The 23540-nt window shown below is 66.7% G+C and carries 27 protein-coding genes; 15 read left to right on the top strand and 12 right to left on the bottom strand.

Annotated features, from left to right (window positions below; all coding sequences use genetic code 11):
* Positions 1-12 precede the first annotated feature (12 nt).
* From aspS to DAEP_RS0108950, 3 genes are all read left to right on the top strand, one after another.
* The gene (gene aspS / locus DAEP_RS0108960) at positions 13-1797 is read left to right on the top strand and encodes an aspartate--tRNA ligase (RefSeq protein WP_027244420.1); all 1785 of its coding nucleotides are present in this window, start codon (positions 13-15) and stop codon (positions 1795-1797) included.
* 236 nt (positions 1798-2033) lie between these two features.
* The gene (locus tag DAEP_RS0108955; protein WP_027244419.1) at positions 2034-3419 is read left to right on the top strand and encodes a DUF1800 domain-containing protein; all 1386 of its coding nucleotides are present in this window, start codon (positions 2034-2036) and stop codon (positions 3417-3419) included.
* Positions 3420-3433: 14 nt separating this feature from the next.
* Positions 3434-4669, top strand: coding sequence for a DUF1501 domain-containing protein (locus tag DAEP_RS0108950; RefSeq protein ID WP_027244418.1), 1236 nt, complete (start codon positions 3434-3436; stop codon positions 4667-4669).
* Between the two features lie 456 nt (positions 4670-5125).
* Here the strand turns inward: DAEP_RS0108950 and DAEP_RS24220 are convergent, their stop codons facing one another.
* Together DAEP_RS24220 and DAEP_RS0108940 are read right to left on the bottom strand one after the other, a co-directional pair.
* The gene (locus tag DAEP_RS24220) at positions 5126-5266 is read right to left on the bottom strand and encodes a hypothetical protein (RefSeq protein ID WP_167630824.1); all 141 of its coding nucleotides are present in this window, start codon (positions 5264-5266) and stop codon (positions 5126-5128) included.
* 1 nt (position 5267) lies between these two features.
* Positions 5268-5987, bottom strand: coding sequence for a response regulator (locus DAEP_RS0108940; protein WP_008554988.1), 720 nt, complete (start codon positions 5985-5987; stop codon positions 5268-5270).
* A gap of 173 nt (positions 5988-6160) precedes the next feature.
* Here DAEP_RS0108940 and mce point away from each other — a divergent pair, with 173 nt between their 5' ends.
* A complete protein-coding gene (mce, locus tag DAEP_RS0108935) occupies positions 6161-6565 on the top strand; it encodes a methylmalonyl-CoA epimerase (protein WP_008557322.1) in 405 nt (134 codons plus the stop codon).
* A 56-nt stretch (positions 6566-6621) separates the two neighbouring features.
* Positions 6622-6897, top strand: a complete 276-nt coding sequence (locus DAEP_RS0108930; RefSeq protein ID WP_008553244.1) for a DUF1467 family protein — start codon at positions 6622-6624, stop codon at positions 6895-6897.
* Between the two features lie 235 nt (positions 6898-7132).
* Here the strand turns inward: DAEP_RS0108930 and DAEP_RS0108925 are convergent, their stop codons facing one another.
* Positions 7133-7822, bottom strand: coding sequence for an EI24 domain-containing protein (locus tag DAEP_RS0108925; RefSeq protein ID WP_027244416.1), 690 nt, complete (start codon positions 7820-7822; stop codon positions 7133-7135).
* A complete protein-coding gene (locus DAEP_RS0108920) occupies positions 7819-8397 on the bottom strand; it encodes a nitroreductase family protein (protein WP_027244415.1) in 579 nt (192 codons plus the stop codon). Before DAEP_RS0108920 ends, DAEP_RS0108925 begins: the two co-directional genes overlap by 4 nt.
* A gap of 191 nt (positions 8398-8588) precedes the next feature.
* Between DAEP_RS0108920 and DAEP_RS0108915 the strand changes: the two genes are divergently transcribed.
* Positions 8589-8870: a DUF167 domain-containing protein gene (locus DAEP_RS0108915; RefSeq protein ID WP_027244414.1), complete on the top strand. Its 282-nt coding sequence runs from the start codon at positions 8589-8591 to the stop codon at positions 8868-8870.
* A 3-nt stretch (positions 8871-8873) separates the two neighbouring features.
* On the opposite strand, the gene DAEP_RS0108910 is transcribed toward DAEP_RS0108915, so the two are convergent.
* On the bottom strand, positions 8874-9113 hold the full coding sequence (locus DAEP_RS0108910) for a hypothetical protein (protein WP_008553327.1): 240 nt from the start codon (positions 9111-9113) through the stop codon (positions 8874-8876).
* Positions 9114-9264: 151 nt separating this feature from the next.
* Here DAEP_RS0108910 and DAEP_RS0108905 point away from each other — a divergent pair, with 151 nt between their 5' ends.
* The 5 genes from DAEP_RS0108905 (at position 9265) to DAEP_RS0108885 (ending at position 11290) form a co-directional block, all read left to right on the top strand.
* Positions 9265-9978: a M48 family metalloprotease gene (locus DAEP_RS0108905; protein ID WP_027244413.1), complete on the top strand. Its 714-nt coding sequence runs from the start codon at positions 9265-9267 to the stop codon at positions 9976-9978.
* Between the two features lie 2 nt (positions 9979-9980).
* Positions 9981-10373: a YigZ family protein gene (locus tag DAEP_RS0108900; protein ID WP_036760548.1), complete on the top strand. Its 393-nt coding sequence runs from the start codon at positions 9981-9983 to the stop codon at positions 10371-10373.
* 86 nt (positions 10374-10459) lie between these two features.
* Positions 10460-10723, top strand: a complete 264-nt coding sequence (locus DAEP_RS0108895) for a DUF6455 family protein (protein ID WP_027244411.1) — start codon at positions 10460-10462, stop codon at positions 10721-10723.
* Between the two features lie 34 nt (positions 10724-10757).
* Positions 10758-11015 (top strand): DUF6455 family protein, encoded by a 258-nt coding sequence (locus DAEP_RS0108890; RefSeq protein WP_027244410.1) that lies wholly within the window; start codon positions 10758-10760, stop codon positions 11013-11015.
* On the top strand, positions 11015-11290 hold the full coding sequence (locus tag DAEP_RS0108885) for a DUF6455 family protein (protein WP_008553644.1): 276 nt from the start codon (positions 11015-11017) through the stop codon (positions 11288-11290). The genes DAEP_RS0108890 and DAEP_RS0108885 overlap by 1 nt, the downstream gene beginning before the upstream one ends.
* A 78-nt stretch (positions 11291-11368) precedes the next feature.
* Here DAEP_RS0108885 and DAEP_RS0108880 read toward each other — a convergent pair whose 3' ends face one another.
* From DAEP_RS0108880 to rimO, 3 genes are all read right to left on the bottom strand, one after another.
* Positions 11369-11611 (bottom strand): CDGSH iron-sulfur domain-containing protein, encoded by a 243-nt coding sequence (locus tag DAEP_RS0108880; RefSeq protein ID WP_008554809.1) that lies wholly within the window; start codon positions 11609-11611, stop codon positions 11369-11371.
* A 175-nt stretch (positions 11612-11786) separates the two neighbouring features.
* A complete protein-coding gene (locus tag DAEP_RS23310; protein ID WP_027244409.1) occupies positions 11787-12329 on the bottom strand; it encodes a hypothetical protein in 543 nt (180 codons plus the stop codon).
* 229 nt (positions 12330-12558) lie between these two features.
* The gene (rimO, locus tag DAEP_RS0108870) at positions 12559-13977 is read right to left on the bottom strand and encodes a 30S ribosomal protein S12 methylthiotransferase RimO (RefSeq protein ID WP_027244408.1); all 1419 of its coding nucleotides are present in this window, start codon (positions 13975-13977) and stop codon (positions 12559-12561) included.
* Positions 13978-14468: 491 nt separating this feature from the next.
* Here rimO and DAEP_RS0108865 point away from each other — a divergent pair, with 491 nt between their 5' ends.
* Positions 14469-16376 (top strand): AsmA family protein, encoded by a 1908-nt coding sequence (locus tag DAEP_RS0108865; protein WP_027244407.1) that lies wholly within the window; start codon positions 14469-14471, stop codon positions 16374-16376.
* A 279-nt stretch (positions 16377-16655) separates the two neighbouring features.
* On the opposite strand, the gene DAEP_RS0108860 is transcribed toward DAEP_RS0108865, so the two are convergent.
* From DAEP_RS0108860 to DAEP_RS0108845, 4 genes are read right to left on the bottom strand one after another with little or no spacing between them, the layout of a single operon-like run.
* Positions 16656-18152 (bottom strand): phosphomannomutase/phosphoglucomutase, encoded by a 1497-nt coding sequence (locus tag DAEP_RS0108860; RefSeq protein ID WP_027244406.1) that lies wholly within the window; start codon positions 18150-18152, stop codon positions 16656-16658.
* A gap of 21 nt (positions 18153-18173) precedes the next feature.
* On the bottom strand, positions 18174-19007 hold the full coding sequence (gene kdsA / locus DAEP_RS0108855; protein WP_008557015.1) for a 3-deoxy-8-phosphooctulonate synthase: 834 nt from the start codon (positions 19005-19007) through the stop codon (positions 18174-18176).
* Between the two features lie 15 nt (positions 19008-19022).
* A complete protein-coding gene (locus DAEP_RS0108850) occupies positions 19023-20705 on the bottom strand; it encodes a KpsE/RkpR family capsule polysaccharide export protein (protein ID WP_027244405.1) in 1683 nt (560 codons plus the stop codon).
* Positions 20683-21342 carry an ABC transporter ATP-binding protein gene (locus DAEP_RS0108845; RefSeq protein WP_008556064.1) on the bottom strand — a complete coding sequence of 220 codons (660 nt, stop codon included), beginning with the start codon at positions 21340-21342 and terminating at the stop codon, positions 20683-20685. The genes DAEP_RS0108850 and DAEP_RS0108845 overlap by 23 nt, the downstream gene beginning before the upstream one ends.
* A 240-nt stretch (positions 21343-21582) precedes the next feature.
* Between DAEP_RS0108845 and DAEP_RS0108840 the strand changes: the two genes are divergently transcribed.
* From DAEP_RS0108840 to DAEP_RS0108830, 3 genes are all read left to right on the top strand, one after another.
* Entirely contained in the window at positions 21583-22200 is a 618-nt protein-coding gene (locus DAEP_RS0108840) for a uracil-DNA glycosylase family protein (protein WP_051337350.1), read from the top strand.
* Positions 22197-22988 carry an SseB family protein gene (locus DAEP_RS0108835; protein ID WP_027244403.1) on the top strand — a complete coding sequence of 264 codons (792 nt, stop codon included), beginning with the start codon at positions 22197-22199 and terminating at the stop codon, positions 22986-22988. Before DAEP_RS0108840 ends, DAEP_RS0108835 begins: the two co-directional genes overlap by 4 nt.
* 94 nt (positions 22989-23082) lie before the next feature.
* On the top strand, positions 23083-23496 hold the full coding sequence (locus DAEP_RS0108830; RefSeq protein ID WP_027244402.1) for an ester cyclase: 414 nt from the start codon (positions 23083-23085) through the stop codon (positions 23494-23496).
* Positions 23497-23540 lie beyond the last annotated feature (44 nt).

Raw genomic sequence — 23540 nt, 5'->3', positions numbered from 1 at the left:
AAAGGTCAACCGATGCACGCTTACCGCAGCCATACCTGCGCCGAACTGAACAAATCCAACGTCGGTGAAACCGTCCGCCTGTCAGGCTGGGTCCACCGCGTCCGCGACCACGGCGGCCTGTTGTTCATCGACCTGCGCGACCATTACGGCGTGACCCAGGTCATGGCCGACCCGGACAGCCCGGTTTTTGCCGAGATCGAGAAGGTCCGCAGCGAATGGTGCATCCGCATCGACGGCGAGGTGAAGGCGCGCGACGAAAGCCTGGTGAACCCCAAGATCCCGACCGGCGAAATCGAGGTCTTCATCCGCGACATCGAGGTGCTGGGCAAATCCGAGGAACTGCCGCTGATGGTGTTCGGCGATCAGGAGTACCCTGAGGAAACCCGCCTGCGCTACCGCTACCTGGACCTGCGCCGCGAGAAGATGCAGCGCAACATGGTGCTGCGCTCCAACATGATCCGCTCGATCCGCAACCGCATGTGGGACATCGGCTTCAACGAATACCAGACCCCGATCATCACCGCCTCCTCCCCCGAGGGCGCGCGCGACTTCCTGGTGCCGTCGCGCCTGCATCCGGGCAAGTTCTATGCGCTGCCGCAGGCGCCGCAGCAGTTCAAGCAGCTCATGATGGTGTCGGGCTTTGACAAGTATTTCCAGATCGCGCCCTGCTTCCGCGACGAGGACCCGCGCGCCGACCGGTCGCCTGCGGACTTCTACCAGCTCGACATGGAAATGTCGTTTGTGACCCAGCAGGACGTCTTTGACACCATCGCGCCGGTGATGGCGGGCGTGTTCGAGGAGTTCGGCGGCGGCCGCAAGGTCGACCCGGCAAACGAGTGGCCGCAGATCTCCTACAAGGATTCAGCGCTGTGGTATGGCACCGACAAGCCGGACCTCAGGAACCCGATCAAGATGCAGGTGGTGTCCGACCACTTCCGCGGCTCGGGCTTTGCGATCTTTGCCAAGCTGCTGGAACAGGACGGCACCGAGATCCGCGCCATTCCGGCGCCCACCGGCGGCAGCCGCAAGTTCTGCGACCGGATGAACGCATTCGCCCAGAAAGAGGGCCTGCCGGGCATGGGCTACATCTTCTGGCGCGACGGCGCGGAGGGCATGGAGGCGGCCGGTCCGCTGGCCAAGAACATCGGCCCGGAGCGCACCGAGGCGATCCGCCAGCAACTCGGCCTGGGCGTTGGTGACGCGGCCTTCTTCCTGGGCGGCAAGCCGAAGGCGTTCGAAGGCGTCGCGGGCAAGGCCCGCACCGTCATCGGCGAGGAGCTGGGCCTGATTGACAAGGACCGCTTTGCCTTTGCCTGGATCGTCGACTTCCCGATCTACGAGAAGGACGAGGAAACCGGCAGGATCGACTTTGAGCACAACCCGTTCTCGATGCCGCAGGGCGGCATGGACGCGCTGCTGTCCGATCCGCTGGCCGTGAAGGGCTACCAGTACGACCTCGCCTGCAACGGTTACGAGCTGGTCTCCGGCGCGATCCGGAACCACAAGCCGGAGATCATGTTCAAGGCCTTTGAAATCGCCGGCTACGGCGAGGACGAGGTGAAGAAGCGCTTTGGCGGCATGGTCAACGCGTTCCAGTACGGCGCCCCGCCGCACGGCGGCTGCGCGGCCGGGATCGACCGCATGGTGATGCTGCTGGCCGATGAGGCCAACATCCGCGAAGTGATCATGTTCCCGATGAACCAGCGCGCCGAAGATCTGATGATGGCAGCGCCGTCTGAGCCGATGGCGGAGCAGCTGATGGAGCTGGGCCTGCGGGTGATCCCGCAGGATCAGTAAGCGGCACAGACGTCTTGATGAAGGCCCGGGCAATTGTCCGGGCCTTTTCCTTTGCGGCCCATCTGCGGCGGACCGCTGCCGGAGTCCGGCGCCGGGAAACGGCGTCTTTGCAAAAAGCTGCGGGGCGGGCGACGGAACACGCGGAAACATGCGTATCATCTGAAATTCGCCTGTGGGGCAGGGCAGCGATGCTCTAACCTGCGGGCAGGCCGGCAGGGCAAGGAGAGAGCAGCGCCATGCAGTTTGACGGAGACTTGGCTGAGATCCGCTTTGGTGCCGGGCTGTCGCCGGCGGTTGCGCCGCCGCAGTCGGCGGCAGAGATGCTGAGCCGCCTGCAAGGGCCTGACGAAATGGCGCAGCAGTTCCCGGTCAGCCGGTTTGAGGATGCCGTGACGGGGGCCGCGACGTTCCGGCGGCTGCGGCGGCAGCGCAGGCAGCTGGACGGCAAGCCCGGCTATGAGGCTGCGGACAGGGCCTTCAGGGAATTCCGCCGCGCGCAGAACCATGCCCGCTACGGATGGCACGGCCAGCGGCTGCTGCGCCATGTCCGCACCCGCGACGGGCTGCGCGAACGGCTGGTGCTGTTCTGGGCCGACCATTTCACGGCACAGGGCAAATCCGGGCCGACGCGGGTGCTGGCTGCGCCCTATGCCGAAAGCGTGATCCGGCCGCATGTGAGCGGCCGTTTCGAGGACATGCTGATCGCCGCCGCCACCAGCCCGCTGATGCTGATGTACCTGGACCAGAACCGCTCTGCCGGGCCGGGCAGCCGGGCCGCCGCGCGGCGCGAACGGCTGAGCGGGCTGAATGAGAACCTGGCCCGGGAGGTGCTGGAGCTGCACACGCTGGGGGTGGACGGGCCCTACAGCCAGACCGACGTGCGGCAGCTGGCGGAGCTGTTCACCGGCCTCACCCTCTCCAGGGAAGAAGCGTTCGTCTTTCACCCCGGCATGGCGGAGCCGGGGCCGGAAACGGTGCTGGGAAAGACTTACGGCGGCGGCAAACCGCAGCTGGAGCAGGTGCTGAGCGCGCTGCGCGATCTGGCCCGCCATCCTGCCACCGCCCAGCATATCGCCCGCAAGCTGGCGGTGCATTTCATCTCCGACACGCCGGACCCGGCGCTGGTGTCCCATGTGGCGGCCCGGTTTCAGGACAGCGGCGGCGACCTTGTGCAGGTTTATGCCGCTCTGCTGGAGCATCCGGCCGCCTGGGAGCCGCAGCTGCGCAATGTGAAGCCGCCGTTTGACTACGTGGCCTCCGCCTGCCGGGCGCTGGCGCTGCCCGAGGCGCGGATTGCGGACCTCAGGCCGGGGCAGCTGAACCGGCTGCTGCTGGCGCCGCTGACCCCGATGGGGCAACGGTGGGAGTTTTCCGGCGGGCCGGACGGCTGGCCCGAAGAAGACGCTGCCTGGGTCACGCCGCAGGCCCTGGCCGCCCGCCTGCGCTGGGCGATGGCGGCCCCGCGGCGGCTGGTGCAGCCGCTGCCCGATCCGCGCGGCTTTGCCGCTGCGGCGCTGGGCGGCTTTGCCAATGAGCGGGTGATGTTTGCCGCCCGCGCCGCCGAAACCGAAGCGGAGGGGATCGGGCTGATCCTGGCCTCTCCCGCCTTTCAGCGCCGCTAACAGGAGGCCATCCGATGCAGTTGACCCGCCGTTCTCTTCTGGCCCGTTCTGCCTTGCTGGGCTGTTCGCTGGCCGCCAGCCCGCTGGTGACGCCCGTCAGTTTCGCCGCCGCCCCCTGGGATACGCGGCTGGTGGTGATCATCCTGCGCGGCGGCATGGATGCGCTGGATGTGGTGCAGCCCTATGGCGACCCGCAGTTTGCCGGGCTGCGGCAGACGCTCTCGGGCGGGCCCGCCGCCGGGGCTGCCGACCTCGACGGGTTTTACGCCCTGCACCCGGGCCTTGCGCCGCTGCTGCCCTTGTGGCGCAAGGGCGAGCTTGGATTCGTTCATGCGGTGTCCACGCCATACCGCGACCGGCGCAGCCATTTCGACGGGCAGGACCTGCTGGAGGCGGGCACCGCCGGGCTGGGCGAGGCGCGCGACGGCTGGCTGAACCGGCTGCTGCAGCAGACGCCGGGAACGCACGCGCGCACCGCCTTTGCCATCGGCCAGGAGCGGATGCTGCTGCTGGAGGGCGCGGCGCCGGTGTCGCAATGGGCGCCGGGGGCCGGGCTGGCGATGAATCCGCAGGCGGAGCGGCTGGCGGCGCTCCTGATGGAGGACGACCCGCTGTTTCACGCCGCGCTGAACGACGCGCTGGAGCTGACCCGGCAGGACATGTCCCTGGGTCTTGAAGAGGGCGGCGGCGACGGCAGCGAAGACAGCAGCGATGACAGCGGGATGATGGGGATGATGACGGCGCCGAAGGGCGAGGCGCACACTGCCATTGCCGCCTATGCGGCCGGCCAGCTCCGCGGCGACAGCCGGATTGCGGCGTTCTCGATCAACGGCTGGGACACGCATTACCGCCAGGCAGGCGGCCTGAAGACGGCGCTGGGGCGGCTGGCGGAGACGGTCCTGGAGCTGCAAAGCGGTCTGGGGCCGCAGATCTGGGGCAAGACCGCCGTTGCGGCGGTGACGGAGTTCGGGCGCACGGTGCGGGAAAACGGCACCGGCGGCACCGACCACGGCACCGGCGGCGCGATGCTGCTGGCAGGCGGCGCGGTGCGCGGCGGCCGGGTGCTGGGGCGCTGGCCGGGGCTGGCGGAGGCCGATCTTTATGACCGCCGCGACCTGATGCCGACTGCGGATGTGCGCCGCTACCTGGCCTGGCTGCTGCACGGGCTGGCGGGGGCGCAGAAAAGCGGTCTGGAAGCCGGGGTGTTCCCCGGGCTTGCGATGGAGGAGGATCCGGGGCTGCTGCTGTAGCCGCCTGCGCGCGGCACAGCGGTATACCGCCGGAGTTCAGGAACAGCCGGGGCGGCTCCCGCCCGCTCAGATCATTCGGGGAATGACCTGAGCCGTTGGGCCCGGCACCGCCTGCCGGCGGTGCCGGGCCCAAGGCCGCCAAGCGGTGCGGCCCTGGCCGCGCCGCTGCGGGCGCGGGAGGGCACCGGAGCGGGCGGGCTGCAGCATATGGTCAGAGGCGGGAAGGCCGCCTGGCTGTGCATTGGCGGCCAAGGGCGGATGCGCGAAGGCAAGGGGAATGCGCGGCGGCGGCGGAAGGCCGCGCTTGGACCGGCGGTTTCTGAGAAAACAGCAACCGGCAGCCCCGCTGGGAGAACAGCGGGCGGGCCGTGCGGCGGCTGCCGCAAATGGCGCGCTGCGGGGAAAGCGCCTGCTGCTGTTGCTGCGCGGTCCGGCCAAGGCCGGGCGGACGCGGCGTCAGCGGTTCGGGCGGGTGAGCACCAGCGGGCGGCTGTCCCTGTTGCCGCGGCTGCGGCGGATCGACCGCGCCTCAAGCCGGGTCTGGCCGTAGAGCACGATGACAAGCGTGGCGAGGGCGATGAGGAATGCTTCTGCCATGTCAGATCGCCGCGCGGCGTTCGAGCCGTTCCTGCACAAGGCCTGCCAGGGTGGCGGCATCCTGGGTCAGCGGCTCCCCCTTGAGGCGGGCGCTGTCGAGGCGGTCGGCGGCTGCCGCAAGCGGCCCGTCGCCGGCGCTGCGGGCGACGCCGCCCAGGAATTGCGCCAGATAGGCCAGGGTTTTCTCCTCCTGCGACATGCTGAGCACATCGGCGGCATGGGCCATGTCGTCCCGGTAGGCGAGGAGATCCGGCTCCACCGTTTCGTCATCCATCGCGCGGGGCCCGGACAGCTGGCGGTCGGCGGGCAGGTTGGCGAGAATCTTTTGCTGAAAGGCGGCCAGCGAGGTGATCGGCTTTTCCAGGAAACCGGCGGCGCCGGCCTCAAGCGCGGCGCTTTCCAGCGCCGGGTCGCCTGAGGTGGCCAGGATCACCCCGGGGCGCGGGCTGGCCTCTGCCAGTTCGCGGATCAGGTCGAGGCCGGAGCCGTCCGGCAGCCCGACATCGGCAATCAGCACGGAGGGGCGGTAGACCTGCAAATGCCGGCGCGCGGATTTCAGGCAATCGGCGCGGCGGATGCGGGCACCGCTGCGCAGGCAGAGGAGCCGCAGCGCCTCGCAGGCGAAGCGGCTGTCCTCGACAACCAGAATGGTCAGCCCCAGCAGCGGGCGCCGGGTGGTGGGCAGGCGTTGAGCGGCAGCAAACAGTTCCGAATCGTCCATAACGTATCCTCCTTGCGGGATATGGACCGACGCTAGGAACTCTAGGCTAACACCCGGTTAACGGCGCGTGCGCTGCCGCATCCGGGCCCCCGTGCGCAATGGCGCACTTGCCGCGGCGCAGCATCCGCCGCATAACCGGGACCCAGGACCATATGTGAGAGGAGCACAAAAGGATGATTGGCCGCTTGAACCATGTTGCCATCGCTGTCCCCGACCTGGAGGCAGCCTCGGCCCAGTACCGCAACGCGCTGGGCGCCAAGGTGGGAGAGCCGCAGGATGAGCCGGATCACGGGGTGACCGTCGTCTTCATCGAACTGCCCAACACCAAGATCGAGCTGTTGTATCCCTTGGGCGAAAACTCCCCCATCAACGGCTTCCTGGAGAAGAACCCGGCGGGCGGCATCCACCATGTCTGCTATGAGGTGGAGGACATCCTGGCGGCGCGCGACCACCTGAAGGCGCAGGGCGCGCGGGTGCTGGGCACCGGCGAGCCGAAGATCGGCGCCCATGGCAAGCCGGTGCTGTTCCTGCATCCCAAGGATTTCAACGGCTGCCTGGTGGAACTCGAGGAAGTTTGAGGCTATGAGCGTCCTGCCCCGGCTGCGGGGCGGGGCAACTACGAAAGGCCGGCGCCATGGGTGTTACATCAGCGATCGTTCTGTATGCAGTGATCTGGTTCCTGACCTTCCTGGTGATCATTCCGATCCGGCTGCAGACCCAGGGCGACAGGGGCGACGTGGTGCCGGGCACCCATGCGGGCGCGCCGGAGAAGCATTTCCTGAAGCAGAAGGCCTGGATCACGACCGGGATTGCGGCGCTGATCTGGGCCATCGTGGCCGGGATCATCCTGTCCGGAGCGATCTCGGTGCGCGACTTCGACTGGATGGGGATGATGCCCGAGCAAGGGTAAATCCGCGGGCCTGCGCGTATCAAGCAGGGCAGTGCTCCCGCCCGGCTTGGAGGCATTGAAATGCCTCGGGACCGGTTGGGCATGGCGCCGCGCTGGCGCGCGGCGCGGGTGCGGCCAGCCCGTCGGGCTGGAGCGGGCTGCATCGTAAAGCTGAAATCAGAAGAAGCTTGCTGAGACGCGCTTGAGGGGCAGGGCTGCCCCTCAAGGCGCTATCGCCAGTCTATTGCGGCCCGGCCTACCGGCGGGCCAGCGCGTGGTAGAGGTGGGTGAAGGTGGCGGCGCCCAGGATCGGGACCACCAGGTTCAAGAGCGGCACCGACAGCGGCATGGCCATCAGGGTTCCGGCGGCCCAGATGGTGCCCGCGTGGCGGCGGCGCAGCTTCTTGGCCTCTGCCGTGCCCACCCGGCGGGCGGCGGCAAGGGTGAAATATTCACGCCCCAGCAGAAACCCGTTCAGCCCCCAGAAAATGAAGATCGCCGCAGGCGGAAACAGCACATAGAGGACCAGCGCCAGGAGGTTGGCGGCAATCAGCAGGCCGAGGAAGTTCACCGTATCCCGGACCGCATCCCAGAACGGCACCTTGGGCGCGGGCGGCAGGGCGGGGTAGTGCTTGTCCTCCACCGCTTGCGCCACCTCGTCCAGGAACATCGAGGTGATCGCCGAGGCCACCGGCACCATCAGGAAAATTGACAGCACCAGCATCAGCACCAGCGAGCCGGCCGACAGCAAGTCGTCGAGCCAGGTGACCTCGCCCAGCAGCGGCAGCGTGGCTTCGGGGCCGACCAGCCACTGGATCAGCATCAGGAACCCGGCATAGGCGGCAATCAGCAGGGCAACGGTCAGCCCCAGGCCCAGAAACAGCACCTTGCGGAAGCGCGGGTCGCCGGTCTGGCCGAGGGTTTTGAAAAAGGCGGTCAGGATCATGCGCTCATCCAGGTGGTGATTGCGTCAATGTCCGGGCGCGGGCGCTCGGGCGGGGCGGCGGTTTCGGTGGCGATGTGGATGAGGCCAGCGATGCGCTCATTCTCCGCCAGGCCAAAGGCGGCCTCGCAGAAGCCGCGGTCATGGCTGGCCCAGCCGCTGAGCCAGTTGGCGCCCCAGCCGGCAGCCAGCGCGGCATTGAGCAGCGACAGGCACACCGCGCCGGCGGAGTAGCTTTGCTCAATGGCGGGCACCTTGGGGCTTGGGGTCTGCACTTCGACCACGGCCACGGCAAGCTGGCCCAGGTCGAACTGGCTGCGGGCCTTGGCGATATCCTCGGAGCTTTTGCCCAGCCGGGCGCCGGTTTCCGCGCACAGGTCCGCCAGCCGGGCCATTGCAGGCTGTTCCACCACGATAAAGCGCCAGGGTTCCAGCTTGCCGTGATCCGGCGTGCGGGCGGCGGCGGTCAGGATCGGCCGCAGCTCTTCGCGCGTGGGGGCCGGGGCCGCCAGCGTCTTGGCCGGGCGCGACCGGCGCGACAGCAGAAACTCAAGAGCGGCGTCATTGCGTGGAGGCATATGTGAAACCTTTTTACATCTGGTGCTGCCTATCTCGGCAGGCAGGGGCGTTTTTTCAAGGGCCAACGGGCCTTGCGCGCGGGAACTGTGGTGCGCAGGCAGCAGGGCCGGGTTCCGCTGGCGGGGTGATAGCCGCGCGGGCACGGCAAAGTCTATGGCCTTTGGCGCCGCCGCAGGGCATCAGGGGCGGCATGGGTAAGCCGAAGACAAGAGACCTGCCGGATCTGAGCCATCTGTGCGTGCCGGGCGCGGAAATTGCGGTGCGGGCCACCCCCAAGGCGGCGCGCAATGCGATCGTGCCGGGGCAGGGGGCGCTGAAAATCTCTGTCACTGCGGTGCCGGAGAACGGCAAGGCCAACGAGGCCATCCGCCGGCTGCTGGCGGCGGCGATGGGAACGGCGGCCTCCCGCCTGGAGCTGCGCCGCGGCGCAGCTTCGCGCGAGAAGCTGTTTGTCTATCTTGGGCCGGCCTGACGCCTAATCGTCGCCGGCCACCAGCCGGTAAACCCCTTCGGGCAGGTCCAGCGCCGCCGCCAGGTCGCGCACCTGAAGATGCGACAGGGTGATTTTCTGCACTGTGTCGGTGCGCGGGTCGTATTGCTCGACCGTGACGCATTCTTCAAAGGAATTGATGGTCACATCCTCGGTGAGGGGGGCGTCGCCCTCGTCCACCAGGGTGATGACCGTCGAGTCGAATTCATGTTCGATTGTAAACATGGCACCAGCCTGCCACCGCGGCCCGCCTGCTGGCAAGACCTTGCAAACACGAAGTATCGTACAGATCTAACGGCAATCTTCCGCCGCTGCCGCAATTGCTATCCCCCGGGCTTGCGCGGTATGTTGGCGGCAAATTGCAAAAGGATCTGCCATGCGCCGTTTTATGTGTCTGTTTGCCCTTGCTGTCAGCGCCTGTAATGTGGCGATTGAGCCCGCTTCGCAGTCTGCGCCGGTTGTTCAGGCGCCGCGGGCGCAGGGGATGGCCCCCGGCGAGGCGCGCAACGCATTTGCCGCCGTGTCCCGGCGGGTGGAGCCGGTGGCCGAACGCGAATGCCGCAACCGCACCCAGGGTTTGAACTGCGATTTCCTGATCCGCGTCGACCCCAATCCGAACGCCGCCCCCAACGCCTATCAGAGCCTGGACCGCTCGGGACGCCCGGTGATCACCTTCACCCAGCGGATGCTGGGGCAGATCGCCAACCATGACGAGCTGGCCTTTGTCATGTCGCATGAGGCCGCCCACCACATCCGCGGCCACCTGGCGCGGCAGGCGCAGAACTCCGCACTGGTGAGCGTCGGCGCCGGGCTGATCACCGCGCTGGCGGGCGGCGGCTCGTCCAGCGTGTCGACGGCGCAGGACATCGGCGGCTTTGTCGGAGCGCGCACCTACTCCAAGGATTTCGAGCTGGAGGCGGATGAGCTGGGCACCATCATCACCCATAAAGCCGGCTACCGCCCCAGCATCGGCGTGCGCTTCTTCAACCGCCTGCCGGATCCGGGCGACCGCTTCCTGGGTTCCCACCCGGCCAACCCCGACCGGGTGCGGGTGGTGCAGGCGGCCATCGACCGTTACGGGCTGAACTGATCATGGCCGCCGGGGACCAGGCCGGGCCAGCGCTGACGCGGCTTGGCGTGGTCCTGACCGACCGCGGCTCGCGCTATGCGGTGACCGGCGCGCCGGCTGCCTCGCGCGAGGAGGTCGACGCGGTGCTGGTAGCGCTGAAAACCGACCGCGCCTATGCCAAGGCGACGCACAACACCTGGGCGGCGGTGCTGCCGTCCGGCGGGCTCAAGGCCGATGACGGCGAGAGCGGCGCGGGCATGGTGATCCTGCGGATGATGGAGCGCGAGGGTCTCAGGGATCACGTCATCATCGTCACCCGCTGGTATGGCGGCAAGAAGCTGGGCGGCGACCGCTTCCGCCGGGTGCAGGATGCGGTGCGGGCCTATTTCGACCACCTTGGCGTGAAATCCTTATAAATTCTATCCCGTTTGACCTGTGTCAAATTCGCCCCCGCCGGCCGGCGCTAAGCTGCACCCGGAATAAATGATTCCGGGAGAGCGCGATGACCACCCATGCTGACCTGAAAAAGCACGCCGAGCTGTTTGACCGGATGGCCGCAACCGTCGGCCTGGATCTGGAAGAAGAGGCGGTGGCCGGTACCCTGCGCTTTGACGAGATTGCCGAGGCGGTGCTGCGCTGCACCCGCTGCGGCGGGGTCGGGGCGTGCCGCAAGTGGCTGGCCGAAGGCCTGCGCCCCGGGGCAGAAGCCCCGGATTTCTGCCGCAACCGCGATCTGCTCGGGTATTTGAACGAGCAGCAGGCCTGACGCGTCCGCCCGGAACCCAATAGGAGTTCAAGATATGCAGCCATTGGGGGATCCCCTCTATCATCTGCGTCTGATGGCCCGGATGGGCCAGACCGCGGGCACCGACCTGACCGGTGCCTTTGCCGCAGGCAAGATCAGCCACGAGGACTGGGCCGCCCTGATCACCCGCTGCCGCGGCTGCGCGGTGCCGGATCAATGCGAGGCCTTCCTGGCCGCCCATGAGCACGCAGAGGCGCCGATGCCCGGCTGCCGCAATGCGGATGCGCTGGTTCAGCTGAAGGGCCGCGCCTGATGAAGGACATGGCAGCGGAGGCCGAGGGCCTGGGCAATATCTTCCGCCACCTGTGGCTGCTGCGCGCGGTGGCAGAGGCGGCAGGCATCGACCTGGACCGGGAAATGAAGGCCGGGCGGCTGAACGGGCTGGACTACGCGCGGATGGTGACCTCCTGCCGCGGCGCGGGCTGCAGCAAGTCCTGCGCCCTGTGGATCTCGTCACGCCGCGAGGACGGCCCCGCGGTGCCGGACTTCTGCCCCAGCGCAGACCTGTTCAAGCGGCTGATGCCCTGAACCCCAATCCCTGACCAGCCCCGCAAGCCCGTCTTGCGGGGCTTTCTTCTGCCGCCCGCCCGGGCAATGCCGGGCTTCTTACAGCTTTGAATGGGTGCCGTCGCACAGCGGCTTCTTCCCCGAATGCTTGCAGCCGCAGAAGAACACCTTGCCGTCCTTTTCCGCCTTGTACTTCACCGGCTCGAAACCCGTGTCCTTGTGCGAGCCATCACAGAACGGCTGGCGCGAGGACTTGCCGCAGGCGCACCAGAAATAGGTCTTGCCCTCGGTCACCTCGACGGGGAATGGGGCTTTCTGGGCGATTTCCGGAGTGTCTGTCATGGCTGGGCGCTCTCCCTGGCTGGTTGCGGTTCGGGGAGAGCGTAGCAGGGATTTGGCGAGAGGGGAGAGGCAGATAGCCGCAAGCGCGGGCAAAGCGCGGGCAGCGCCCGACCCTCCCGTCAAACCGAAGGTTTGCTTCCGGCAAAGCGGGAGGGCGCTTCGAACCGGCTCAGGGTCAGGTGGTGGAAAGGAGGGCGGACTGGGGTGCCGCCTCCCGTGCTTCGCTGCTCGCCGGGCGGGCCGAGAACAAGCATAGCTCTAGAAACCGCAAGTTACTGTAACCTGTGGGATTTTTGCAAACCGCGGCCTCTGAACGCATGAAGTTCGTGTAATCCTGATACACGTCGCGGCGGTTGTGCTGATCGCTGCGTGGCAGACCAAAGTGCAATGCGACACGGCTGTCCCAAATCGGCCAGACTGCGGGTGCGAGAAAATGGAATAGCTTTGAAGTTCCAACCCATGAGTTGTTCAGAGCTGGCTTGTCTGGAAGGAAACCATCCCGGATGTTCTCGCCAGTGAGGCCGTCCAAGATGTAAGACTTCAGAATGGTCGGCATCCAGCCATACACAGCATGCGCCAGAATGAGCATTCCTGTTTGGTCATGAACTGTCGAGCCGAACGCCAGCAATGCATCGTACCCGACATTGTAACTTTCAGAGTTCCCCTTGTTGGCGTCCCACTCGGAGATGAAAGGGGTGAGGTCGATTGTCTGGAACATGAAGGTCTTTCTGAATGTGATTTAGGAGTGTGAGCCAGCTAGGACCAAACGATTTTCAAAGGCGGCCTCTGAGCAATGAAAGAAGGCTAGAGGCGCAACTCCCCCTGCTTAGTAAGGAGGTTTGGCAACACAGCGCATTCTCCGCCGGCCTTTAAGACCCCTCGAAAGCTCACGTGAATATCGCTTTTTGGCTCGTCACTTAGACCCTAAAACTGGCCCTCGCCATGTTCTACGCGGTCCTAACGCCCCACAGGTCATACTCCCCGGCCTCATCCACCTCGACCGTCACCAGATCACCCGCCTGCAACCCGTCGGTTCCCTCGTCAATGAACAGGTTGCCGTCGATCTCCGGCGCGTCGGCCTTGGTGCGGCAGGTGGCGATGCCGTCCTCGTCGATGTCGTCCACGATAACTTGCATGGTCTGGCCGACCTTGGCCGCCAGCTTGGCCTCGGAGATTGCCTGCGCCTTCTCCATAAACCGCTCCCAGCGCTCCTGCTTCACCTCTTCCGGCACGTGGTCCGGCAGGTCGTTGGAGCGGGCGCCGTCGACGTTTTCGTATTTGAAGCAGCCGACCCGGTCCAGCTGCGCCTCGTCCATCCAGTCCAGAAGGTGCTGGAACTCCGCCTCGGTCTCGCCGGGGAAGCCGACGATGAAGGTGGAGCGCAGGGTGATATCGGGGCAGGTGTCGCGCCAGGCGTTGATCTCGTCCAGCGTCTTGGCCGCCGCTGCGGGCCGGGCCATGCGGCGCAGCACGTCCGGGTGGGCGTGCTGGAAGGGGATGTCCAGATAGGGCAGCAGTGCATTCTCAGGGTCCGCCATCAGCGGGATCAGCTCGCGCACATGCGGGTAGGGGTAGACATAGTGCAGCCGCACCCACAGGTCCTCCGCCGGGGCCAGCTTGCCCAGTTCGCGGCTGAGGTCGAGGATATGGCTGCGCACGTCCTCACCCTTCCAGGGGTGGGCGGAATACTTGCGGTCAAGGCCATAGGCGGAGGTGTCCTGCGAAATCACCAAGAGTTCGCGCACCCCGGCCTCCACCAGCTTCTCCGCCTCGCGCAGCACAGCGTGGACCGGGCGCGACGCCAGCTTGCCGCGCATGTCCGGGATGATGCAGAACTTGCACTTGTGATTGCAGCCCTCGGAGATCTTCAGATAGCTGAAGTGGCGCGGGGTGAGCCGGACACCGGTTGCGGGCAGCAGATCCACATAAGGGTTCGGGGAGGGCGGCACCGCGGAATGCACCGCGTCCAGCACCTGTTCATACTGATGCGGGCCAGTGACCGCGTGGATGCGCGGGTGATGCTCGCGGATGTAGTCCGGCTCGGCGCCCAGGCAGCCGGTGACGATCACCTTGCCGTTTTCCTTCAGCGCCTCGCCGATCGCCTCCAGGCTTTCGGCCTTGGCGCTGTCGAGGAAGCCGCAGGTGTTGACGATCACCGCATCGGCCCCCGCGTAGTCGGGCGAGATGCCGTAGCCTTCGGCGCGCAGCCGGGTCAGGATGCGCTCGCTGTCGACCAGCGCCTTGGGGCAGCCGAGCGACACCATGCCGAGAGTCGGCTGGCCGTCACGGGGCGCCTCGCGGAACTGCGGTTCCGGGGCGAGGTCAGGGCGGAGGCTGGGCGGGTTGCTGGACGGGGTGCTGGTCATGCGCGCGCATATATCAGGAATGCGGCGGGAGGCAAGGAAAACAGGGGTGCTGGGCGTGCATCCCCGGTACACCCCTTGCGCACCGGGGCGGTGTATTTTCGCTTTAGCCCGGCCAAAAGGCGGGGCAGCGCCCGGCCCTCCCCGTCAAACCGCAGGTTTGCCTCCAGCAAAACGGGAGGGGGCTTTTGCACCTCCCCAAGGTCAGGCGCTGCCCTCCGTTAGGTGTTGAAGGTGGTGCGCCAAAGCCTGAGGTTTGCGACCCGTATCCATCGACAATCAAATCCAGCAAAGATGTGCCCGGCCTTATTAAGGGCACATATCGCAATCCGGCCTGGGCCTGCGGCAGCGGTTCCGGCTGCGGTAATCCCGGGCCTCAAACGCGCGACGCTGTGATGCAGGACGGGGCTTCCTGCATTGCGCCCGTCTCCCCACGCGGTAAGCTGCGCAAAACCCCGCGGGCAACAGGGGGGCGAGAGATGAGGAGTGGGGTGATGAAGCTGATATTCCGGGTGGTTACGGCGCTGGCGCTGACGGTGGTGCTGCTGGCGGGGCTGGTGCTCCTGCTGCCGGGCGAGAAGGTCGCGCGGCTGGCCGCCGATCAGCTTGAGGCGCAGACCGGGCGGCAGTTGGGGCTTGGCGGCAAGGTGAGCTTCACCTTCTGGCCGGTGCTGGGCGTGAAGGCGGATGCGGTGACGCTGTCCAATGCGGACTGGGCCGGGCCGGAGCCGATGCTGCGGGCGGAGCGGGTAACCATCGGGGTGGCGGCGGCGGATCTGCTGCGGGGCAACGTGCGGGTCACCGAGGTCTCCGCCATCCTGCCGCATCTGAACCTGGCCACCAACGCGGAGGGCATTGGCAACTGGGTCTTTGGCGGCGGCGGCGCGGCGGCGGGCAGCACCGGGGCTGGAGAGGGCACCGGGCAGCCGCTGCGGATCGAGGCGGTGGAGCTGACCGGGGCGACCTTGCGCTATACGGCGCATGGGGAAGCGCCCGTTGAGATGAAGAATGCCGACCTCAGCCTGCTGTGGCCGGAGCCTGACGGCACCGTGAACGCCAGGGTGACCCTGCGCCCGGCGGGCGAGCCGGTGGAGATCGACGCCGAGATCGGCACCTTTGCCGCCTTCCTGGCGGGCGAGGTGTCCTCGGTCGGCGCAACGGTGGCGGCGCCCGGCGGCAGGGGGCGGTTTGACGGCCATGCCGATATCAATGGCGAGGCCAGCGGGCGGCTGACCTTCGGGGCGGAGGATGCCGCGCGGACCGGCGCGGCGCTGGGGGCGGTTCTGCCGGAGGCGCTGGCGCAAAAGGCGGTGTTCGGCGCCGATGTGACCTATACCGCGGACGGGCGGTTGTCGATGCGCGACCTGGCGCTGGAGCTGGGCAAGAACAAGCTGAGCGGGGCAGCCGATGTCGAGTTCGCCAAGCGGCCGCGGATCACCGCCCGGCTGCAGGGCGGGGCGCTGGATTTCAGCGGCGTCACGGGCGCGGAGCCGCCGGACAGCGGCAGCGCGGCGGCAGAGGGCTGGTCCCGGCAGGAGATCGATGCCTCGGCGCTGGGGCTGGCTGACGGGACGGTGGATCTGTCGTTTGACAGTCTGGATACCGGCAGCGTCCAGCTAGGGCAGAGCCAGCTGAACCTGACGGTTGAGCGCGAGCGGGCAGTGGTGAAATTCCTGCCGGCGTCGATGTTCGGCGGCGAGGTGCAGGGGCAGCTGGTGGCCAATAACCGCAACGGGCTGTCGGTGGGCGGGAACCTCAGCTTCACCGGCATCCGGCTGGAGCGCGCGCTGGGCGAGACCGCGGGCTACCGCCGCCTCAACGGCGAGGCGCTGGGCGGGGTGGAATTCCTCGGCTCCGGCAATTCGGTGGACGCGATCATGCGCTCGCTGAGCGGCAAGGGCTGGCTGGAAGCGGGCAAGGGGTTCTTTACCGGCTTCGACCTGGAACAGCTGATGCGCTCGGGCGGCAATGGCGGCAGCACCGTGTTCGACCAGCTGACCGCCAGCTATACGGTCGAGGGCGGGAATCTGCGCAATGAGGACCTTCTGGTGCTGCTCAAGGGGTTCCGGGCGCAAGGCACGGGGCGGATCGGGCTGGGGGCGCGCGACATCGACTACCTGTTCACGCCGCAGCTGGTGCGGGCGGGGCGCGATCAGGTGCTGACCATCCCGGTGCGCATCCGCGGCGGCTGGGACAATCCGGACATCCGCCCGGATTTCAGCCAGGCGCTGCAGCCCAAGCTCGACGTCATCGAGCAGGAGGCCAAGGACCGGGTGCGCCAGAAGCTCAGCGAGGAGCTGGACACAGAGATCGCGCCGGAACAGGACCTGAACGACCTGTTGAAGCAGCGGATCGAGCAGGAAGCCCGCGACCAGCTGCTGAAGCTCCTCGGCGGCGACTGAGCCCCCAGCCGGAAGCCGGGTCAAGGAGGGCCGGAGGCCCCCGGGCACAGCCCGGCCTGTCCTTGATGCGGCTGAAGGCGCCTTACACTTGATCTGGCGCATCTGCTAAGGGCTGGGCTCCGCCCGTCCGGGCCTGAATTGGTCCCCCGGATCAGTTCCAAGACGGCCCTCACCCCTTAAATCGCGTCTCGGCAAAAGAAAAAGCGCCCGCCGGAGGCGGGCGCGGATCGCCTGCGTCAGCAGGCGAAAACCCTTATGTGCGCCGGGTGTGCGCCGGGATCAGATGGTCTGGTCGTACTCGCCCACCAACGGCTCGGTGCGGATCACCGCGTCGATATCCGCAAAGATCGCCCGCATCTCTTCCTCGCTGTCGGAGCTTTCGCAGACCACCACCAGGTTCGGCGTGTTGGAGGAGGCCCTGACCAGCCCCCAGGAGCCGTTGTCGAGGATCACGCGGGCGCCGTTCACGGTGACGACTTCCTTGATCGCCCGGCCTGCAAGCTGTTCGCCCGCCTCATGCTTGGCCACCAGCTTCTGCACCAGCCGGTCAAGCACCTGGTATTTCTCGGTGTCGGCGCAATAGGGCGACATGGTCGGGGTGGCCCAGGTCTTTGGCAGCGCCTTGCGCAGGTCCGACATCGACATATCCGGGTTGCGGTCCAGCATCTTGCAGACCTCAACCGCGACCCGCATGCCGCAGTCATAGCCGCGGCCCACGGGTTCGGCCAGGAAGTAGTGGCCGGATTTCTCAAACCCCGCCAGGGCGCCGATCTCCTTCACCCGCCGCTTCATGTGGCTGTGGCCGGTCTTCCAGTAGTCGGCGGTGACGCCGTTCTTTTTCAGCTCCGGGTCGGAGGCAAACAGGCCGGTGGATTTCACATCCGCCACAAAGGTGGCGTTCGGATAGATCTTGCTGAGGTCGCGGGCCATGATCACGCCGACCTTGTCAGCAAAGATCTCCTCGCCCTCGTCATCGACCACACCGCAGCGGTCGCCGTCGCCGTCAAAGCCAAGCGCCAGATCGGCGCCGGAGGCCTTCACCGATGCCGACATGTCGTGCAGCATTTCCATGGCTTCGGGGTTGGGGTTGTAGTGCGGGAAGGTGTAGTCCAGCTCGTTGTGGCTCTCGACCACCTCGACGCCGATGCGCTTGAACAGCTCCGGCGCAAAGGCGGAAGCGGTGCCGTTGCCGGTGGCGCAGACCACCTTCAGCGGGCGGGACATTTTGAAATCGCCGGCCAGGTCGTCGAGATAGGCTTCCTTGACGCCCTCCACGAACTCATAAGAGCCGCCGGGCGCGGGCTGGCCTTCGCCGTTCAGCACGATATCGCGCAGCTCTGCCATCTCGTCGGGGCCGTGGGTCAGCGGGCGTTCAAAGCCCATCTTGACGCCGGTCCAGCCGTTCGGGTTGTGCGACGCGGTGACCATGGCGACCGCGGGCACGTCCAGGTGGAACTGGGCGAAATAGGCCATCGGCGACAGCGCCGGGCCGATGTCCTTGACCTGGATGCCGGCCTGCATCAGGCCCAGGATCAGGGCGTTCTTGATTGCCAGAGAATAGTCGCGGTAGTCGTTGCCGACAGCGATCACCGGCTCGATCCCGCGCTTGCGCATCTGGGTGCCGAGGCCCAGGCCCAGGGCGGTCATGCCGGGGAGGTTGATCTCCTCCGGGTACTTCCAGCGCGCGTCATATTCGCGGAAGCCCGTGGGCTTGATCATCGCGTCGCGCAGAAAGCTCCAGGTGTTCGGGGTCACCTCGGACAGCGGTTTGGTCATGTCTGAAAATCTCTTTGCTTGTTAAATACGAATGGGGTCGGCCTTGGCCAGCGCGTCAAAGCGCATCAGGCTGTCGATCAGCTGCGGCATCTGGTCGAGGTAGATCATGTTCGGCCCGTCCGAGGGCGCGTTGTCCGGGTCCTGGTGGGTTTCGATGAACACCGCCGCGATGCCCAGCGAAACAGCGGCGCGCGCCATCAGCGGCGCAAACTCGCGCTGGCCGCCGGTGGAGCCGCCCTTGCCGCCGGGCTGCTGCACCGAATGGGTGGCATCCATCACCACCGGGTAGCCGCCCTGCGCCATCTGCGGCAGCGAGCGCATGTCAGCAACAAGCGTGTTGTAGCCAAAGGAGGTGCCGCGCTCGGTCAGCAGAATGTTCTGGTTGCCGGTGCTTTCGACCTTGGCGACCACATTGGCCATGTCCCAGGGCGCCAGGAACTGGCCTTTCTTGATGTTCACCGCCTTGCCGGTGTTGCCTGCGGCCAGCAGCATGTCGGTCTGGCGGCACAGGAAGGCCGGGATCTGCAGGATGTCCACGGCCTCCGCCGCCACCGCGCATTGCGCCTCGGTGTGGACATCGGTCAGCACCGGCACATCAAATTCGCGCCGGATGGTGTCCAGCACCTTCAGCCCTTCGTCGATGCCAAGCCCGCGCTTGCCCGACAGCGAGGTGCGGTTGGCCTTGTCGTAAGAGGCCTTGAACACGAACTGCGCGCCTGCCTTGCCGCAGGCTTCCTTGAGGGCGCCGGCAATCATCCGGGCGTGGTCCGCGGTTTCCAGCTGGCAGGGGCCGGCAATGATGGTCAGGGGACGATCATTGCCGACGGTGAGACCGGCGATATCGATGTTTTTCATGAGCTTCCGATGGCTTTACGATGACACCTGCTCCCGCAGGATGGACGCGGTGAGCGAACACATCAGGTAAATACCGGAAAAGATCAGGAATGCCAAAACGGTATTCTCGAATTTGCGCGGATAGGAGGGTTCGTCGCTGGGCACCGGCTCCACCGCGGTGGTCAGATAGCGGACCTGGCGGTTGGCCTCCAGACGGGTGGTTTCCACTTGCTGCAAGGCCGATTGCAGCATCAGGTCGCGGGTGGCGAGGTCGGCCTGCGCCATCTGGATCTGGATGCGCAGATTGGCAAGCGAGTTTTCGCCGGCCGAGGCATCGACCATCCGGTTGTTGAGGCTGGCGATCACCGTCTCCAGCCGCCGGATGTCGGCTTCGGCGCCGCTGACCTTGGCCCGGTTGGGGCGGGCGTTATCCTCCAGAGCGGCCAGCTCCAGGCGTTTTTCCTCCAGCTGGATCTCGAAATTGCTGATCTGCTGGCGCAGCGCGGCGACCACGCCCTCGGGGTCCAGCACCGAGCCCTGCTGCTGCAGCACCACCAGCCGTTCCTGCGCCGCGCGGCGCTGGGCCTCGGCTTCCTCCAGGGCGGACTCAGCCTCCGACATCTGGTCTGCGCGTTTCTGCTGCGACAGGCTGTTCACCTTTTCCTGGGCATAGGAAATCAGCTTGCGCGAAAACTCCGCCGCGGCTTCGGGGGCGGCAGCGGAGACTTCCATCCGCACCACGCCTTCGGTCGGGTCATAGCCGATCTTCACGTTGCGGCTGTAGGTGGCATAGGCCTCCTCGTTGGTGGGGTCGCTTTCCAGCCGCTGGATCGGGTCCAGCCAGTCTTGGGTGAAATGCGCCTTGAAGCCCGCCTCGCGGTCCAGCCGCAGCATCGCCTCCTTGGACATCAGGTAGCTTTGCACCGCGATGGAATCCTGGCTGGTGGCAAACTGGGTGCCGGACAGCAGCCCGCCGACGCCGCCGCCCGCGCTGTCGGCCTTGAGCACCAGAAATTCGGATTTCGAGGAATACATCGGTGTTGCCACCGTATTGAAGTAGATGCCCGCGGCCAGGGTCGGCAGCAGCACGAAGAACGCCAGCCGGGCCCCCAGCAGCGACAGCTTGCGGCGGCGGCGGCGCGCGATATCGCGCTGGATTTCCTGGATTTCGCGGTTGCGCCGCTCTGCCGGGCTCAGCTCGGCAGAGGGCAGGTTCGTCTTGCCGGCAGGCACCGTCTGCGGCAGCTGCACAGCCCCCGGCGCCGGCGGCGTGCCCGCGGGCTGGGTTTTGTTCTGCGGCACCACCAGCTCCAGCATATTGGCGCGCGCGAAGGGGTCGATGCCGCGCTCGCGCAGCATCCGCACCGCCTCGAAATCCGAGGTGGCGTCCAGGTTGTGCTTTTGCGCCATGCGCCGGGCCAGCCGCAGCTGGCGGCCGGTCAGGCCTTCGCGGCGGATCGCCTCTAGATCGGTTTCCATGCTGGTTTCGCGCGGGGAGCTGACCATGCCGGACAGCGGCGCGCCGGCGGCCGCTTTTCCCGGCGCTGCAGCGGCGGCGGCAGAGGCTGCGGCGGTGCCCTGCGGGACCGGCCGGGCGTGCGGCTGCGCGGCGGCGGCAGCCGCGCTCCGGGGCGCCGCCGCGGTGCCGGTCTCGCGGTCCTCGGCCGCAGCGGGGCTGCGGCGGATGCGGAACTTCTTAGCTCTCGGTTTCGTAGTCATAGAGCTGTTTCGCTTCTTCCAAAGTGTCAAACATATGCAACTGCCCCTGCAGCAGGACAGCCGCCGAACGGGCAAACTTCTCCAGCGTTTTGGCCTGATGCGAGACGATGATGATGGTGGTGGTCTGCAGCCGCTCCTGCAGGATTTCGCCGGCCTTGCGGTTGAACTCGACGTCGGTGGTGCTGGGCATGCCTTCGTCGATCAGGTAGATGTCGAAATCCAGCGCCAGCATCAGCGAAAAGCTGAACCGCGCCCGCATCCCGGCGGAATAGGTGCCGATCGGCTGGTCGAAATATTCCCGCAGGCCGCACAGCCAGCGGCAGTAGGCCTCGACGTAATCCGGGTCCAGCCCGTAAAGCTTGGCAATGTAGCGGCAGTTTTCCATGGCCGACAGGCGGCTGATCACCCCGCCCATGAAGCCGAGGGGAAAGGAAATCTTGCAGTTGCGGCGGATTTCGCCCTCATCCGGCTTTTCCAGACCGGCCATCATGTTGATCAGCGTGGTCTTGCCGGTGCCGTTCGGGGCCAGAACGCCCAGCGATTTGCCCGGCTCGACGCAGAACGACACGCGGTCAAGGATCACCTTGCGCTGGGTTCCCGTCCAGAAGGACTTGCTGACGTTTTCAAATTCAAGCATTGCCTGGTCCGCTGCTGCCCGTGCGGCCCCGCAAGGGGGCTCTGTCTGCCTCAAGTTGCGCGGGCTTTCTGCCGTGCCCGCGTCTTCTTCTTATCAAAAGAGTGTTAATGGCCTACGCGGCGAATTTGGCCTTATTATGTCGAATTGTGTCATAGATATTCAACGAAGTTTTAACGGTTTGGCCCGCAGACGGGGTTTTGGGCCGGTTTTCAAGTGCGGAGCGGACCAGCGGGGCGGGGCATGACTGTTTCCCAAGGTGAAACAATAGGCGAAAGCAGGCAGCTTAAGGCGCAGATTCGCAACTGCCGGATCTGTGCGGAACGCTTTGCCGCCACTGCCACTGCGCACGCGCCCCGGCCGGTGGTCTGGTTCCGCCCCACGGCCCGGATTCTGATCGCAGGCCAGGCGCCGGGCGCGCGGGTGCATGACAGCGGCAGGCCGTTTACCGACCCTTCCGGCGACCGGCTTCGCACCTGGCTGGGGCTGACGGAGGCGGAGTTCTATGACAAGGACCGGGTGGCGGTGGTGCCGATGGGGTTCTGTTTCCCCGGCTATAACGACAAGAAAGCCGACCTGCCGCCGCCTGCCGTTTGCAGCAGAACCTGGCATCATCTGGTGATGGCAGAGCTGCCGGATGTGCGGCTCAAGGTGCTGGTCGGCGCCCATGCGCAGCGCTATCACCTGGGGGCGAAGGCGCCGGTGACAGAGCTGGTGCGCGGCTGGCGGGATCATGCGCCGCAGGTCTTCCCCTTGCCGCATCCGTCCTGGCGTAATACCGCATGGCTGAAGAAAAACCCCTGGTTCGAGGCCGAACTGCTGCCGGTGCTGCAGGCCCGGGTGAAGGAGCTGATGCGATGACAGAAGAAACCCCGCTGGATCTGGCCCATGCCGCGATGGAGGCGGCGCCCGCCGAGGATGCCGCCCGCCTGCGGTTTTACGAACGGCTGGCCGATGCAGAGCTGTTCCTGATGCTGGCAGCGGAGGCGGAGGGGGAGCAGATCTCGCCGGAGCTGTTCGAGACGCCGGACGGGGCCTTTGTGCTGGTGTTCGACCGCGAGGAGCGGCTGGCGCAGTTTGCAGGCAAGCCTGTGCCTTACGCGGCGCTGTCGGGCCGGGTGATCGCGCAGATGCTGGCCGGGCAGGGCATCGGCCTGGGGCTGAACCTGGAGGTGGCGCCCTCTGCCATCCTGATCCCGGCTGAGGCGGTCGGCTGGCTGCACCAGACGCTGGGCCACGCGCCGGATGAGGTGGAGGCGGCCGTGGAGATGTTCACCGCGCCCAAGGGGTTGCCGGAGGCGCTGCTGACGGCGCTGGATGCCAAGCTCGCCACCGCGGGCGGGCTGGCGGCGGCGGCCTATCTGGCGGGGGTGCGCTATGCCGGCGGCGGCCAGGGGCATCTCTTGGGCTTTGTCGGCGCCAAGGAGGCCGCACAGCCGTCGCTCGCCAAGGCGGCCAGCGAGGCGCTGACCTTTTCCGGCATCGAGGCCGGGGCGATGGATGTCGCCTTCTTCGAAGCGGAGGATCCGGCGGCGGCCAGCCTGGCCCGCGTCGGGCTGCGGTTCGACCTGCCGCAGCCGCCAGCGCCGCAGGAATACAGGCCGGTGACGCCGGGCAGCGACCCCGGCAAGCCGCCGCGCCTGAAGTAGCCTGTCCTCGCCTCACGCCGGTTTCGCCTTATCTGCTGCGGCAGGGGCATGGCCGGGTGCCATGCCCGGCAACCCGGCAGGGAGGGAGAGAACGATGTCCATCAAACAGACAGCACATGATTTCTGCGAAGCCTGTGATGCGGGCAAGGGGTGGGACGTCTGCAAGGAATGGTGTGCGGAGGATGCCGCCTTCTCGGTCCAGGCCGATGCGCTGGCGGAGATTAAGTCGCTTGCGGACTATACGGAATGGGCCAAGGGGCTGCTGACCCCGATGCCGGACGCCCGTGCAGAGTTCAAATCCCTGGCGGTGGATGAGGACGCCGGGCGCGCGATCCTCTATGCGGTGTTTCACGGCACCCATACGGCGGATGCTGGAAACGGCGCGCCGACGGGCCGGAAAGTGTCCTCGGATTACGTCTATGTGCTGGATTTCGACGGGCCGAAGATCCGCGGCATGACCAAGGTCTGGAACGATGTTCATGCCCTGACCCAATTGGGCTGGATGTAGGGCCGCGAGACGCGAAAACGCCCGCGTTGCCGCGGGCGCTCGGG

It is taken from the genome of Leisingera daeponensis DSM 23529 (assembly GCF_000473145.1).
GTDB classification, from domain to species: domain Bacteria; phylum Pseudomonadota; class Alphaproteobacteria; order Rhodobacterales; family Rhodobacteraceae; genus Leisingera; species Leisingera daeponensis.
Note: the sequence above shows the minus strand (reverse complement) of the source record. Positions and strands in the feature narration are given on the sequence as shown.